Genomic DNA, 13,306 nt, shown 5'->3' with positions numbered 1-13,306 from the left:
AGAAGGCTTGATTTTAAAGTGTAGAAAAAGTGGTCACGATGCGTTGGCAAACTTCTTCCAGTACTGACTTCGGCATAGCTACATTGAGGCGGGCATGAAGAGTTCCCTCCTTTCCAAAGTCCAAACCTCGATTTAAGATAACCTTGGCTTCATTCTTCAAAAGCTCTTGCAAGCGGTCATCCGTTAGGTCATAGGCTGAAAAATCAAGCCAAATCAAGTAGGTACCTTGCGGTTTCATGACCTTAATCTTGGTTTCGTTGCCCAAAACATCCACTACATAGTTAATGTGGTCCTCGATGACTTCCTTTAACTCTCCTAACCAATCCTTGCCATAACGGTAGGCAGCTTCTGTCGCCAAATACCCCAAGCCTGAGATCTCATGCTGGTTATTGGCCAACTGGCGTTTTTGGAAAGCAACACGAAGCTTTGGATTTTCAATAACTGCATAGGAATTCTTAGTCCCAGCAATATTAAAGGTTTTAGTGGCACTGCTCAAGATAAGGGCAAAGTTTTTAAAGTCTGGATCAATGGTATTAAAAGACTGGTGTTTGTGACCAAAGAGAGCCAAATCTTGGTGAATCTCATCTGAAACAAGCAAGACACCGTGTTTTTGGCAGAGATGACCAATCTTTTCTAACACTTCCTTTTCCCAAACACGTCCACCAGGATTGTGAGGATTGCAAAGGATATAAAGCTTCACATCCTCTTCCACCATATCCTTCTCCAACTGGTCAAAGTCAATCTCAAACAACCCATCCTTTTCCACCAAAGAATTGGTAATCAATCTGCGATTATTCAGTTTGACACTGCGGGCAAAAGGTGGATAGACTGGTGTGTTAATCAGAACAGCCTCTCCCTCTTTTGTAAAGGCTTGAATAGCTGTTGAGATGGCCGGTACCACTCCCTCGATAAAGACGAGGGCATCCTTGTCAAAGCGATAGCCGTGTTGTGTGGCTTCCCAGTCCTGAACCGATTCAATCAAAGCATCGCTAGCATAGGTATAGCCATAGACCAACTGATCTGCGTAGGCTTGTACAGCTTGTCGAACTTCAGGCAAAACCACAAAGTCCATATCTGCTATCCAAGCTGGTAGAACTTCTCGATCATCTTCCGCTTCTTTCCATTTATAAGTATGATGCCCAAAACGATTAGGCAGGCTTGTAAAATCATATTTTCCCATATCTGTCTTATCCTTCCAAAGCTTGGCGCAAGTCCGCAATCAAATCTCTAGCATCTTCAATCCCAATTGACAAGCGCAAGAGATCATCTGTTAAACCATAGGAATGGCGCACTTCTGCTGGAATATCCGCATGGGTTTGCGTCGTTGGATAGGTAATGAGACTCTCTACCCCACCTAAACTTTCCGCAAAAGAGAAGACCTTCAAGCTATTTAAAATATGAGGAATACGCTTTTCATCCACTACTTTAAAGGAAATCATCCCCCCACGTCCAGTGTAGAGAACTTCCTTGACTGCTGGAGAATCCTTCAAAAAGGCAACCACTTCTTGAGCATTGGCTGTAGAACGCTCCATACGAAGAGGTAGAGTTTTAAGACCACGAATCAACTGATAACTATCAAATGGTGACAAGACCGCACCTGTCGTATTCAAATTGTAGAACAGTTGCTCATATAGTTCTAAACTATTAGTCACAACTACCCCAGCCAAGACATCATTGTGCCCTGCTAGATACTTGGTTGCTGAATGAAGAACAATATCCGCACCATCTTCAATCGGACGTTGGTAAATCGGACTGTAGAAGGTATTGTCTACCACTACCTTGGAACCCTTGGCATGAGCTAGTTTGGCTAGTTTGGCAATATCAAATTCCAACATCAAGGGATTGGTTGGCGTTTCGATATAGAGAACATCCACATCTTTCTCTAACTCAGCGATCAACTCTTCTTCTGTATTGGCATAGGTAAAATGGAAACGGCCTTCCTGCTCCACTTGGTTGAACCAACGGAAAGAACCCCCATACAGATCACGAACAGCCAAGACTTTACTTCCTACTGGAAAGACACTAAAGGCCAGTACAATCGCAGCCATTCCTGAGCTTGTCGCTAGGGCATAGTCCGCTGATTCAATAGCCGCCAAAACCTCCTCCGCCTTACTGCGAGTTGGGTTTTTAGTCCGAGTATAGTCAAATCCCGTAGACTGACCGAACTCCGGATGCTGATAAGTGGTTGAAAAATGAAGCGGTGTTACCAAGGCACCTGTTGCCTTATCTGACTTGATTCCCGCCTGGGCCAAAATTGTGTTGATGTGTAGTTCTTTGCTCATACAATACCTCCAAATCTATAGTAACTATTGTACCACTTATTTTCACTAACTCATTTTCTTGTTTTCAAGAGCTAGCTATAGTTTCAAACTATATAAAAACGATAGTTCCTTAAGAAACTATCGTTTTTCCTGTTGAATAGACTGGTTATTTAACGTGTTTTGCCAGTTCTTCTTGCGCTTTTTTATTTGATTCTTCTTTTTCTTTCTGCCATTTTTCTTTAGCTTTTTCATACTCATCAGCCGTTACAGTCTTATCTTGTAACTTGAGATACTTGTATGATTCGACACCCTTATTTCCAGCTTGTGAGAATGGTGATGAGAATGGAACTGTCTTTCTCAAGGTCGGTGTTCCACCCTGAGAAACGTTTGGAATAGCAAGGGCGCTATCAACGAGCCAAGCTTGAATTTCAGCATATTTTTCATAACGTTTTGCTGGTTCTTGCTCCTTGTTCGCTTCTTCTAACATTTGAGTGTAAGTATCCAGACCAACTGCCTTAGCCTTGTCATTGACCTCACCTGGTTCTAGACCAATGTTTTGCAACATACCACCGTTATTGACATTTAAGATATCAAGATAGCTTGATGGATCCAAGTAGTCCGCACTCCAACCGCCATTATAGATATCAAAGTCTTTTTGAGCTGCAGTTTGAGCTAGGTAGCTAGAGTTGTCAAAGTCATCTGTTGATAGCTGTTGGATATCGATAACCACATTCTCAGCTCCTAGAACAGATTCGATGGATTGTTTCAAAGAACTTGCTTCAAGTACACCTTTTTTAGCTGATTGGTCAACTGTTACATCCAAGTGGATTGGAAATTGCACACCCTTAGCTTCCAATTCTTTCTTAGCTTCTGCAAATTTAGCCTTGGCCTTATCAGGATTGTAGTATGGATCTTGCGCATCTGCAAAGTTGATTCCTTGCCATTCTTGGCCATAGTTGACCATCTTTTCTGAAACAACATCGCCAAAGTCTTTTCCGTTGATACTTACAAATGTTGGAGGTACAACCAAGTTACGAATAATCTTTGTCGCTCCGTCCTCCCCTTGAGATTGTGCTCCATAGGCTGTACGGTTATAAGCATAGTTGAAGGCTTGACGGAAGTTTTTATTCAGAACTGCTTCTTGGGTTGATTTCTTTTCGATATCTGAAGATTTAGACGTGAAGTTATAAGACTTTCTGTCCAAGTTGAAGTTCAAGTAATAAGAAGTTGCGTTTTGCATACTATAGATGATGTTATCCTTGTTCTTCTCTTTAATACCTTCAAAGCTTGAGCTATTTGGGTAGAGACGCGCGTAGCTGTATACTCCTTCTACAAAGTTACGTGCTAGTGCATCTTGGTCACTACCATCATAATAGGCCAATTTCACATCATCCACAAAGACATTTTTTTCATCCCAGTAGTTGGGATTTTTCTTGAATTCGATAACAGATTTTGAAACAAACGATTTCATCAAGAAAGGTCCATTGTACAAAATACTAGAAGGGTCTACCTTACCAAAGTCATCCCCTTTTGATTTTAAGAAATCTGCATTGACAGGGAAGAGAATGGTTGAAGTTGTTTTAGAATTCCAATAAGATTCTGGACGTGTCAAAGTGTACTGAACTGTTTGGTCGTCAATCGCCTTAACACCGACAGTTGAAAAGTCAGTTGTTTTCCCGTTGATATAGTCATCCAAACCTGCTACAGAGTCTTGAACCAGGTACAAGGCTTCGGATTTTTTATCAGCAGCATATTTCAAACCTGTCACAAAGTCTCGTGCCGTTACAGGGGCATATTCTTCACCCTCATAAGTATACCATTTTGCATCCTTACGCAATTTGTAAGTATAGGTCAAACCGTCCTGAGAAACAGTCCAATCCTCTGCCAATGATGGAACATAGTTACCGTATTGGTCATTTTCCATCAACCCATCCACCAAATTGGTCACGATGTCATTGGTTGTTGCACGGTTTTCTGCAAGATAGTTCAAACTAGATGGATCGCTCGAATAAACATAGTTATATGTTTTAGTAGCGCTACTTGAATTTCCACATGCGCTCAGTAAGATACCTGCGCTTAACACGACACTTGCAAGTGTCAGATACTTGGCCTTAGACTTTTTCATTTCCAGAACCTCCTGTTTAAAAGTTTTGTCTTATTATACAGCTTTAGTTTTATTTAGTCAAGTAATTTCTGAAGAAAAACTTAAAAAAGCATATTTTTTGCTCTTAATTTTAGAAAAAGTTCTCTTTTTTTAAGAAAAATGTAGTATAAAAACCTTTCTATTAAAGAAAGGTTAAATTCATTGCTTTTATTTATAAATCTTTTTACGATATTTTCAATCGTGTCCGTAGTCGGTCTGCTTGAGCTTTGCCGATTATCTTGTCTAAGAGTCGTGTCCGTAGGCTCATCAAACCATAAAGACCTCCTCCAAGCCCTCCGATGAGAGCCACATAAAGGAAACTCCAGAAACGTCCACTTGGTTGGAAGACAAAACCGAGTAGCCACTGCAAGAAGCCAACTAGGATAAACATGACAAGTGTTAAGATGGTAATCAAAATGGTTCGCTTCAAGATTATCTTTCGACGAGCACCCGTTACCTGACAGATGTCTCGGTACATTAGGACATTTGGAATAATCAAGCCGATAGTCGTTGAAATCAAAGGACCGTAACTATGGAAAATAGCAATGGTTGGCAATTGCAAGACAATCTTAGCAATGGAACCATAGATAAAGTATAGAACTGCCTTGCGGTTTCGGAACATGGCCTGAAGCATAGGAGACAAGACCATATACAAGCCTAGGATAGTAGACTGCAAAACTGCAAAGACAAACAAGCCCATGGCCAGACTATCTGGCTTACCGTAAAAGACTGTATAAAGAGGCTCCCCTACCATGACCACTCCAACCGTTGCAGGTAGTAGAAATAAGAAGAGCATGGTAAGGCTATCTTGGACTAGGCGAGCCGCCGCTGGCAAGTCACCTTTTACATAGTTTTCCGTCAAAAGCGGCAAGCCGACACTACCAATGGAAACCCCTACAGAGATTAAAATCATGGTAATTTTATTAGGATTGGCAGAGAAATAAGAAAACATGACAACCAAGTCTTCATTGCTGTAGTTGGTAAACCACTTCATACTATTGATAAAGGTCATCTGGTCTAAGATTTGGAAGAGTTGAATGGCTGATCCTGTCAGGATAAAGGGAATGGCTTCCTTGATGGTATCGACTAAGAGTCGCTTACTATTGATCCTATCCCGTGTTTCAAAAACTCTTTTAAGCAAACCTTCTTGAGCAAGGAAGTAGATCAAAACTGCAAAACTTGCTACCATCCCTACAAAGGCTGCAAAGGTCGATTGGGTAACGGCTGATAAGTAGTCACCAGAACCCATCTTCATAATGAAGAAGGTTGCCATCAACATCCAGATAACACGGATCACCTGCTCAGCGATTTGACTCATAGCATAGGGTTTGAGGTTATTCATCCCTTGGAAGAAACCTCGGATGACACTCATAGATGGGAAAATCAAGACCGCCCAAGCCAAGCTCTGCATGATGGGAATCAGATCTTTCCCCACACCTGACAAATCTGCTAGCCAGGGAGAAAAGAGATACAAGACCAAAGCAAAGACTAAGCCCAAGCCCGTCATAAAGCTTAGGAAACTCCGAATCAAGGCAAAGCTATGCTCTTCTTCTCGCATAGTATTGTACTTAGCCACTTGTTTGGCAACCGCAACTGGAATACCAGCTGTCGAAATCAGCAAAAACCAGGCGTAAATATTGTAGCCCATGGTAAAGAGACCATTTGCCTTGGCTGCATAGGTTCCCATCCAGATATACCAGGGAATAATGTAGATAGCCCCAAGAAGGCGACTAATAAAGTTACTAGCTGTTAGCCAAGCAGTCCCTCGCAACATCTGGGCCTGCTGGTGATTGTTTTCGTTAGACATAGCTTCCTCATTCAATTTTGATAACTAGGAAATTTTCCTCATCTTCCATTATAAACTTTTCCTTGTTACTTGTAAAATTCAGACTTTCGGTTTACAATAGAAAGTATGATAAAGATTGAAACCGTGTTAGATATATTAAAGAAAGATGATCTCTTCCGCGAGATTATCGACCAAGGACACTACCACTACAACTACAGTGAAGTTGTTTTTGATAGCATCAGTTACGACAGCCGAAAAGTAAAAGAAGGCACTCTTTTTTTTGCAAAAGGCGCTGCCTTTAAAAAAGAATACCTTCTTTCTGCTATAACTCAGGGCTTAGCCTGGTATGTTGCCGAAAAGGACTACGAAGTCGGTATCCCCGTCATCGTTGTGAACGATATCAAGAAAGCCATGAGTTTGATTGCGATGGAATTTTATGGTAATCCGCAAGAGAAACTAAAAATTCTCGCTTTCACAGGGACAAAAGGAAAGACAACATCTGCTTACTTTGCTTACCACATTCTATCTCAACGCTACCCAACAGCCCTCTTGTCAACTATGAATACAACTCTAGATGGCAAGACCTTCTTTAAATCTTCCTTCTCAACACCTGAAAACATCGATCTTTTCGACATGATGGCTCAGGCTGTTAAGAATGGTCGAACCCATCTTGTAATGGAAGTCTCTAGCCAAGCCTATCTTGTTCATCGAGTCTATGGCCTGACCTTTGATGTAGGTGTCTTTCTCAACATCACTCCTGACCATATCGGACCGATTGAGCATCCTAGCTTTGAAGATTACTTCTACCACAAACGTCTCTTGATGAAAAATAGCCGAGCAGTTGTCATTAACAGCGACATGGATCACTTTTCTGTACTGAAAGAACAAGTGGAACATCAAGAACATGACTTCTATGGTAGCCAGTCAAGCAATCAAATCGATAACTCCAAAGCCTTTAGCTTTTCAGCTACAGGTAAACTCGCTGGTGATTATGATATTCAACTCATTGGCCACTTTAACCAAGAAAATGCCGTTGCTGCAGGACTTGCCTGCCTCCGTCTAGGCGCTAGTCTTGAAAATATCAAAAAGGGAATCGCTGCAACCCGCGTTCCTGGACGTATGGAAGTCCTGACTCAGAAAAATGGAGCCAAAGTCTTCATCGACTATGCCCACAATGGCGATAGTCTTAAAAAACTGATTTCTGTTGTTGAAACTCATCAAACTGGAAAGATCGCTCTGGTTCTCGGTTCGACTGGAAACAAGGGTGAAAGTCGTCGCAAAGACTTTGGTCTCCTCCTCAATCAACATCCTGAGATTCAAGTCTTTCTCACCGCTGATGACCCCAACTATGAAGATCCAATGGCCATTGCTGAAGAAATCAGCAGCTATATCAGTCATCCTGTCGAAAAGATTGCCGATCGTGAACAAGCCATCAAGGCGGCCATGGCCATCACAAATCAAGAACTCGATGCCGTAATTATTGCTGGTAAGGGAGCTGATTGTTACCAGATCGTACAAGGAAAGAAAGAAGACTATCCTGGAGACGCAGCTATCGCAGAACGTTATCTATAAAAAAATCAAGGGAATATTTCCCTTGATTTTTTAGTCTTCTTTCTTAAATGAGTTTTTAAGACCTTCAACGGCACCTTCTACAGCACCTTTAGCATCTTCAACTACTTCTTTTGCTTTCGCAACTGTTTTTTCTACAGTGCCTTCTGCTTCTGTCTTGCTATCGCCAGTAACTTTACCAAATCCTTCTTTGATAGCACCAGTTGCTTGATCCAATTTATTTTCAAGTGACATAGCTCTGTCTCCTTTGCTTTTAATACGATAAACGTTATCGCTTACATTCAGTTTATGCTTATTCTTTAGCAAAGTCAAACAATCAGCTCAAAATGAAGCCATTAAGACAAATAGAAAGTCAACCGTTCCTTATCAAAATCAGCAGCTAACTCATACTTTCCATCTTCTTTTTGCACAATATAGCCCAGGACGACCAAACTATCCACAAAGATATCACGGCGTTTCTGCATCAGTTGATCTTTTTTGAGGAATTTTAACAAAAAAGTCGTCATATATTTGAGGGCATACTCAGGGTTAACATCTCCTAAAATATCATAGAGTTCCAGCTGTTTTTCTGTCAAAGGATATTGATTCTTGACCTTGTAGAAATAGTTGGATAGAGTCATCTTTTCTCTTGCAAAGTCCGTACGTTCGACTAAAATGGCGGCATTGGTTTGATTGCGCAATTCTGTCTCAAAAGTCTTCTCCAGCAAGCCTTGATAGACTGGACTGTCCTCTCTGATAAAAATCTCTTGATCAAGGGCTAAATCATCCGTAGATTCTAAAAAAGGGAGATTGAGCGAATAGTGTTTATTTTCCCTTAGAATCAAGCCTGCCTTTATATACTCTTCCATAAGCTTATCAACTGATACATCTGGAAACTGGGCCTTGATTTCTCGTAGAATCACATCGTCATGCTGATCCAGATAGTCAACCAAATCTATAAAAAATAGTTGTCGAGTCAAACGAGAAGGATTAAAAATCTGAATCATGAAGATTCCTTTCTTTACATTTTAAAAGAGGGGATGCTGCTAACTGACTAGGATTGGTCCCTGGCTGATTCAGAGGCACGGCTATTCCTAGTTCTCTATAGTATTTATTCCAGAAATCACTAATTTCCTGCTCCCCGTCCCCAAATTGCATCGGAATAGTCTCAAAAATAGGCAGGATTTCTGCGATATACTGAGAGCAGTAAAAGCCAGATCCATCTGGATAAAAAGAGGCATTATAGGGTGCACCCAAATGTTTGCTAGCTCTCTCCTTTACCAAGTCAGCTTCCAGCTCTGGATAGACATAAAGATCGTAGAGATGAGTTGGTTCAAAAAATTCAGCCGGTTCTTGACAAATGACACCAGCTTGCCCACTAGCATGGTAGATGAAACCATCCAAAAAGATGGCTACATGACTATAGTTCCCAGTAGAAGTTTGGATGGCCTGCCCCATATCTGAAAGGTCCTTCACAAAAATCAAATCGCCATTTGCTAACATGCTTCTCTCCTAGAAAAAAAGGAGTTAAAACTCCTTTCGATATAAGACAAACTAGCCTTTCCTATTTTGAACTGACATCAGGAACTTACCCATTAAAGCTCTCAGTCAACTGAGGCACCACTTGTTTCTTACGTGAAACAGCACCTGAAAGGAAAGCGTGGTTGTTTTCAAGTTTGAAGTTAAAGGCTGCTTCCACCTTGTCCATGTTTGATCCAAGAGCCAAAATTTCAGAGTTTGAGTTGACGATGTCTGTAATCATCAAAACAAAGTCAGAGTAGCCGTTTGCCGCATTAGCAGCTTGCATTGCTGCTTCGATTTCTGCTTGGCGTTCCAAGACTTCAGCAATATCAACTGTATTGACTTGGGCAACACGAACCTTATTTTCGTTGAGTTCAAATGTCTTAGCATCGATGTCAATCAATTCTTCAGCAGATTTACTAGCCAAGTTTGTACCAGCTTTCAGCATAGCGAGACCGTACTCTTCCAAGTTCACACCTGCTAATTCTGCCAACTCAGGAGCAATGACTTTGTCAGATGGGTGTGTTGTTGGTGATTTCAAAAGAAGGGTATCTGAAATCAAACCTGAAAGCATCAAACCTGCGATTTCTTTAGGAACTGCCACACCATGTTCTTTGAACATGCGGTAAACGATAGATGAAGCTGATCCAACTGGTTCCAAGCGCATGTAGAGCGGGCTGGCAGTTTCAAAATTAGCCACACGGTGGTGATCCACAACTCCGTAAACTTCTACTTCAGCAATATCTGACACTGATTGTTGGAATTCATTGTGGTCAGTCAAGATAACTTGCTCTGCACCTTCTGCTTTAGCAGATGTAATGACGCGTGGTGCTTCTACACCAAAATAGTTCAAAACGAAAGCTGTTTCTTCATTAGGAGTTCCAAGTGCTACTGCTTCTGTGTCCAATCCATAAGCCTCTTTTGCAAGATAGGCAAAGGCTACAGATGACCCGATGGCATCTGAGTCTGGATTTTGGTGACCAAATACTAGAATCTTAGACATGATAATACCTCTTTAAATTTATTCATCTTATTGTAGCACTTTTTTCCTCTTTTGACAAAAGTAAGAGGAGTCAAAAGACTCCTCGTTAGACATCAATATGGTTGACTAGATTCTTCTCTTGATTTTCAGATAAAAATCGTTCCTTCTGTGGACGTTTCTTTCGTTTTAGGAGAGCCTCTGCAGACATGGCTTCTTCCTTACTGGCAAAACCCTCTACATAGATAAGCTTGACTGGCAAGCGAGCTCGGGTATACTTGGCCCCCTTACCACTATTATGAACGGCAAGGCGCCTCTTCACATCCGTTGTATAGCCAGTATAGTACGACCCGTCGCGACACTCCACCACATACATATAGGCCTTATGATCCATAGTAAATCTCTTGAATTTCTGGGGTATAGGAACCATCATCATTGTGAACAATGAGAGGTGGTAAGACCTTAAAGCCACTCGTTGAGCCATCCTTGATAGCTTCGATTAAGAGCATATTGGCCTCCTTCTCACGTTTCGGATAGACAAATTGCAGGCGCTTAGGAGCTAAATTATGGCGTTTGAGCATGTCCAAGATATCCAAGAGCCGATCTGGACGATGAACCATGGCCAAACGGCCATTAGACTTGAGAATACTCTGAGCACTTCGGCAGATTTCTTCTAGGTTAGTCGTAATTTCGTGTCTGGCCAGAAGGTAGTGTTCACTCTCGTTGAGATTGGAATGCGGATCCACCTTGAAATAAGGCGGATTACACAAAATCATATCCACCTTACTTCCCTGAATGTGGGCAGGCATATTTTTCAAATCATCACAGATGACCTGCATCTGCTCTTCCAAACCATTCAATCGAACCGAACGCTCTGCCATATCTGCCAAGCGCTCCTGAATCTCTACAGATAATATCTGCGCCTGAGTACGAGTGCTGGCAAAAAGCCCTACTGCCCCATTTCCTGCACAAAAGTCCACAATTAAGCCCCGTTTAGGGAAGCGAGGAAAGCGTGATAAGAGAACACTATCTACCGAATAGCTAAACACCTCTTTATTTTGAATGATCTTGATATCTGTCGAAAAGAGCTGGTTGATTCGCTCTCCTGGTTTTAATAATTGTTCTTCTTTCATACTTTTATTATAACAAATTATGTTAATATTACAAATGATTTGGATAATCGTATTTATGGTTTCTTCTTTAAATGATCAAGTGCCTCACGCGTCCAAACAGGCATCATTCGTCCAAGTGGTGCAAAACCGTGCTTGATACGATCATTTGAAAAACGTCTCCGTCTTGGCAATTGATGTTTTTCCTCTTCCAAAGTACGGATAGAAAGACTAGCCTTCCCAGTGTATTCGTCAAAATCCACCACCTGTACTTGAACTTCATCACCAATTTTTAAAATGTCATAAATATTCTCAATAAATCCCGTCCGAATCTCCGAGATGTGAATCAGCCCTGTCACCCCTGTCTCTAACTCAACAAAGGCACCATAGGGCTGAATTCCTGTAATACGCCCAGTTAGCTTATCACCAATTTTCATCCTAGTCCTCAATTTCAATCGTTTCAATTACTACATCTTCAACTGGTTTATCCATGGCCCCTGTCTCAACAGCTGCAATGGCATCCAAGACCGCAAACGATTCCGCGTCTACCAATTGCCCAAAAACAGTATGGCGACGGTCAAGGTGAGGAGTTCCACCTTGTTCTGCATAAATCTCAGCGATTGGTTCAGGCCAACCACCACGCGCAATCTCTTTCTTAGAATATGGCAAATGTTGGTTTTGCACGATAAAGAACTGGCTACCATTGGTATTTGGACCCGCATTGGCCATAGAAAGGGCACCACGGATATTATAGAGCTCCTCAGAAAATTCATCTTCAAAAGCTTGTCCATAAATAGACTCACCGCCCATACCAGTACCGGTTGGGTCCCCGCCTTGGATCATAAAGTCCTTGATAATGCGGTGGAAAATGACACCATCATAGTAACCATCTTTTGAAAGAGCAACAAAGTTGGCTACTGTTTTAGGAGCCTGTTCAGGGAAGAGCTTGATACGCAAGTCTCCGTGATTTGTCTTAATGGTCGCAAGAGGACCTTCTACTGTTTCAATATTTATTTGTGGGAAATGCAATTCTTTTTCTACCATACCAAATCCTTCTAAGGCATCAAAAATGCCATCTTCTTCTACTGTTTTTGTAATATAATCTGCTTTTTCTTTAATCTTTTCATGGGAAACACCCATAGCAACACTGATTCCAGCATAATCAAAGAGTTCTAAATCGTTAAGACCGTCCCCAAAGACCATAACATTCTCTGGTTTCAAGCCTAAGTGCTCCACCACCTTGGCTACACCAGTTGCTTTTGATCCTGAAATCGGCACGATATCAGATGAATGTTCATGCCAACGCACCATGCGAAGTTTACCAGAGAGACTATCTGGTAACCGCAAGTCATCCCCTTTTTCCTCAAAGGTCCACATCTGGTATATGTCCGCTTTTTCATGAAAATCTGGATCCACATCCAAGTTTGGATAAATCGGATCAATAGCCTCACTGATCAGTTCTGTTCGAGTGGAGAGTTTGGCGTCATGACTGCCAACCAAGCCGTACTCAATCCCTTCTCGCTTGGTCCAAGAAACATACTCCTCAACATCTAACTTCTCAATCTGATGCTGATAAATGACCTGGCCTTTTTTATCTTCTATATAAGCCCCATTTAGGGTTACAAAAAAGTCCGGCTTGAGCTCACGAATCTCTGGAACGACACCGAAAATACCGCGCCCAGAGGCAATTCCTGTTAAAATTCCTTTTTCACGTAACTGTTTAAAGACAGTGGGAATTGTAACTGGAATAAAACCTGTCTTTGACGTACGCAAGGTATCATCAATATCAAAAAAGATGATTTTAATCTTCTTTGCCTTGTATTTTAATTTTGCATCCATCTCTCTACCTCTTTTTTATCACTCCTTCCATTATACCATAAACCTTAGGAAATTCCTTTTTTGAAAAAAGATGAAAATCCTATCAAAAAGAGAGCCAGTATAACTAGCCCTCTCTTTTCA

The 13,306-nt window shown here is 41.5% G+C and carries 13 protein-coding genes; 1 reads left to right on the top strand and 12 read right to left on the bottom strand.

Annotated elements, in window-relative coordinates:
* Positions 1-13: 13 nt before the first annotated feature.
* The 4 genes from EKB01_RS01035 to EKB01_RS01020 form a co-directional block, all read right to left on the bottom strand.
* Positions 14-1,180 carry a MalY/PatB family protein gene (locus EKB01_RS01035; protein ID WP_167265316.1) on the bottom strand — a complete coding sequence of 389 codons (1,167 nt, stop codon included), beginning with the start codon at positions 1,178-1,180 and terminating at the stop codon, positions 14-16.
* Between the two features lie 7 nt (positions 1,181-1,187).
* Complete coding sequence (locus EKB01_RS01030; protein WP_167265314.1) at positions 1,188-2,282, bottom strand: cystathionine gamma-synthase; 1,095 nt, start codon at positions 2,280-2,282, stop codon at positions 1,188-1,190.
* A gap of 145 nt (positions 2,283-2,427) precedes the next feature.
* Complete coding sequence (locus EKB01_RS01025) at positions 2,428-4,386, bottom strand: peptide ABC transporter substrate-binding protein (protein WP_084853346.1); 1,959 nt, start codon at positions 4,384-4,386, stop codon at positions 2,428-2,430.
* Positions 4,387-4,588: 202 nt separating this feature from the next.
* The gene (locus EKB01_RS01020; protein WP_070696319.1) at positions 4,589-6,211 is read right to left on the bottom strand and encodes a polysaccharide biosynthesis protein; all 1,623 of its coding nucleotides are present in this window, start codon (positions 6,209-6,211) and stop codon (positions 4,589-4,591) included.
* A 105-nt stretch (positions 6,212-6,316) separates the two neighbouring features.
* Here EKB01_RS01020 and EKB01_RS01015 point away from each other — a divergent pair, with 105 nt between their 5' ends.
* A complete protein-coding gene (locus EKB01_RS01015) occupies positions 6,317-7,762 on the top strand; it encodes a UDP-N-acetylmuramoyl-L-alanyl-D-glutamate--L-lysine ligase (RefSeq protein ID WP_167265312.1) in 1,446 nt (481 codons plus the stop codon).
* 30 nt (positions 7,763-7,792) lie between these two features.
* Here EKB01_RS01015 and EKB01_RS01010 read toward each other — a convergent pair whose 3' ends face one another.
* The 8 genes from EKB01_RS01010 to EKB01_RS00975 all read right to left on the bottom strand — a co-directional run bounded on the left by EKB01_RS01010 (position 7,793) and on the right by EKB01_RS00975 (position 13,186).
* Positions 7,793-7,993, bottom strand: a complete 201-nt coding sequence (locus EKB01_RS01010; RefSeq protein WP_000051179.1) for a CsbD family protein — start codon at positions 7,991-7,993, stop codon at positions 7,793-7,795.
* Between the two features lie 101 nt (positions 7,994-8,094).
* Positions 8,095-8,745 carry a DUF1803 domain-containing protein gene (locus EKB01_RS01005; protein WP_167265310.1) on the bottom strand — a complete coding sequence of 217 codons (651 nt, stop codon included), beginning with the start codon at positions 8,743-8,745 and terminating at the stop codon, positions 8,095-8,097.
* Entirely contained in the window at positions 8,729-9,241 is a 513-nt protein-coding gene (locus EKB01_RS01000) for a YiiX/YebB-like N1pC/P60 family cysteine hydrolase (RefSeq protein ID WP_167265308.1), read from the bottom strand. The genes EKB01_RS01005 and EKB01_RS01000 overlap by 17 nt, the downstream gene beginning before the upstream one ends.
* An 85-nt stretch (positions 9,242-9,326) precedes the next feature.
* Positions 9,327-10,262 (bottom strand): manganese-dependent inorganic pyrophosphatase, encoded by a 936-nt coding sequence (locus EKB01_RS00995; protein WP_167265306.1) that lies wholly within the window; start codon positions 10,260-10,262, stop codon positions 9,327-9,329.
* A gap of 85 nt (positions 10,263-10,347) precedes the next feature.
* Complete coding sequence (locus tag EKB01_RS00990) at positions 10,348-10,632, bottom strand: GIY-YIG nuclease family protein (protein WP_000349631.1); 285 nt, start codon at positions 10,630-10,632, stop codon at positions 10,348-10,350.
* Positions 10,622-11,371 carry a tRNA1(Val) (adenine(37)-N6)-methyltransferase gene (locus EKB01_RS00985; protein ID WP_167265304.1) on the bottom strand — a complete coding sequence of 250 codons (750 nt, stop codon included), beginning with the start codon at positions 11,369-11,371 and terminating at the stop codon, positions 10,622-10,624. Before EKB01_RS00985 ends, EKB01_RS00990 begins: the two co-directional genes overlap by 11 nt.
* Before the next feature lie 53 nt (positions 11,372-11,424).
* Positions 11,425-11,784 carry a S1 RNA-binding domain-containing protein gene (locus EKB01_RS00980; protein ID WP_042902736.1) on the bottom strand — a complete coding sequence of 120 codons (360 nt, stop codon included), beginning with the start codon at positions 11,782-11,784 and terminating at the stop codon, positions 11,425-11,427.
* 1 nt (position 11,785) lies between these two features.
* Positions 11,786-13,186, bottom strand: a complete 1,401-nt coding sequence (locus EKB01_RS00975) for a Cof-type HAD-IIB family hydrolase (RefSeq protein ID WP_167265302.1) — start codon at positions 13,184-13,186, stop codon at positions 11,786-11,788.
* Positions 13,187-13,306: the final 120 nt, after the last annotated feature.

The organism is Streptococcus sp. CCUG 71758 (genome assembly GCF_011714815.1).
Lineage (GTDB): Bacteria > Bacillota > Bacilli > Lactobacillales > Streptococcaceae > Streptococcus > Streptococcus halitosis.
This window is presented reverse-complemented; position numbering and strand designations above follow the sequence as displayed.

Coding starts and splice junctions, on each gene's coding strand:
- EKB01_RS01025 (WP_084853346.1), bottom strand. CDS start 4,386: ATGAAAAAGTCTAAGGCCAAGTATCTGACACTTGCAAGTGTCGTGTTA.
- EKB01_RS00975 (WP_167265302.1), bottom strand. CDS start 13,186: ATGGATGCAAAATTAAAATACAAGGCAAAGAAGATTAAAATCATCTTT.
- EKB01_RS01010 (WP_000051179.1), bottom strand. CDS start 7,993: ATGTCACTTGAAAATAAATTGGATCAAGCAACTGGTGCTATCAAAGAA.
- EKB01_RS00990 (WP_000349631.1), bottom strand. CDS start 10,632: ATGGATCATAAGGCCTATATGTATGTGGTGGAGTGTCGCGACGGGTCG.
- EKB01_RS01030 (WP_167265314.1), bottom strand. CDS start 2,282: ATGAGCAAAGAACTACACATCAACACAATTTTGGCCCAGGCGGGAATC.
- EKB01_RS00995 (WP_167265306.1), bottom strand. CDS start 10,262: ATGTCTAAGATTCTAGTATTTGGTCACCAAAATCCAGACTCAGATGCC.
- EKB01_RS00980 (WP_042902736.1), bottom strand. CDS start 11,784: ATGAAAATTGGTGATAAGCTAACTGGGCGTATTACAGGAATTCAGCCC.
- EKB01_RS00985 (WP_167265304.1), bottom strand. CDS start 11,371: ATGAAAGAAGAACAATTATTAAAACCAGGAGAGCGAATCAACCAGCTC.
- EKB01_RS01035 (WP_167265316.1), bottom strand. CDS start 1,180: ATGGGAAAATATGATTTTACAAGCCTGCCTAATCGTTTTGGGCATCAT.
- EKB01_RS01005 (WP_167265310.1), bottom strand. CDS start 8,745: ATGATTCAGATTTTTAATCCTTCTCGTTTGACTCGACAACTATTTTTT.
- EKB01_RS01020 (WP_070696319.1), bottom strand. CDS start 6,211: ATGTCTAACGAAAACAATCACCAGCAGGCCCAGATGTTGCGAGGGACT.
- EKB01_RS01015 (WP_167265312.1), top strand. CDS start 6,317: ATGATAAAGATTGAAACCGTGTTAGATATATTAAAGAAAGATGATCTC.
- EKB01_RS01000 (WP_167265308.1), bottom strand. CDS start 9,241: ATGTTAGCAAATGGCGATTTGATTTTTGTGAAGGACCTTTCAGATATG.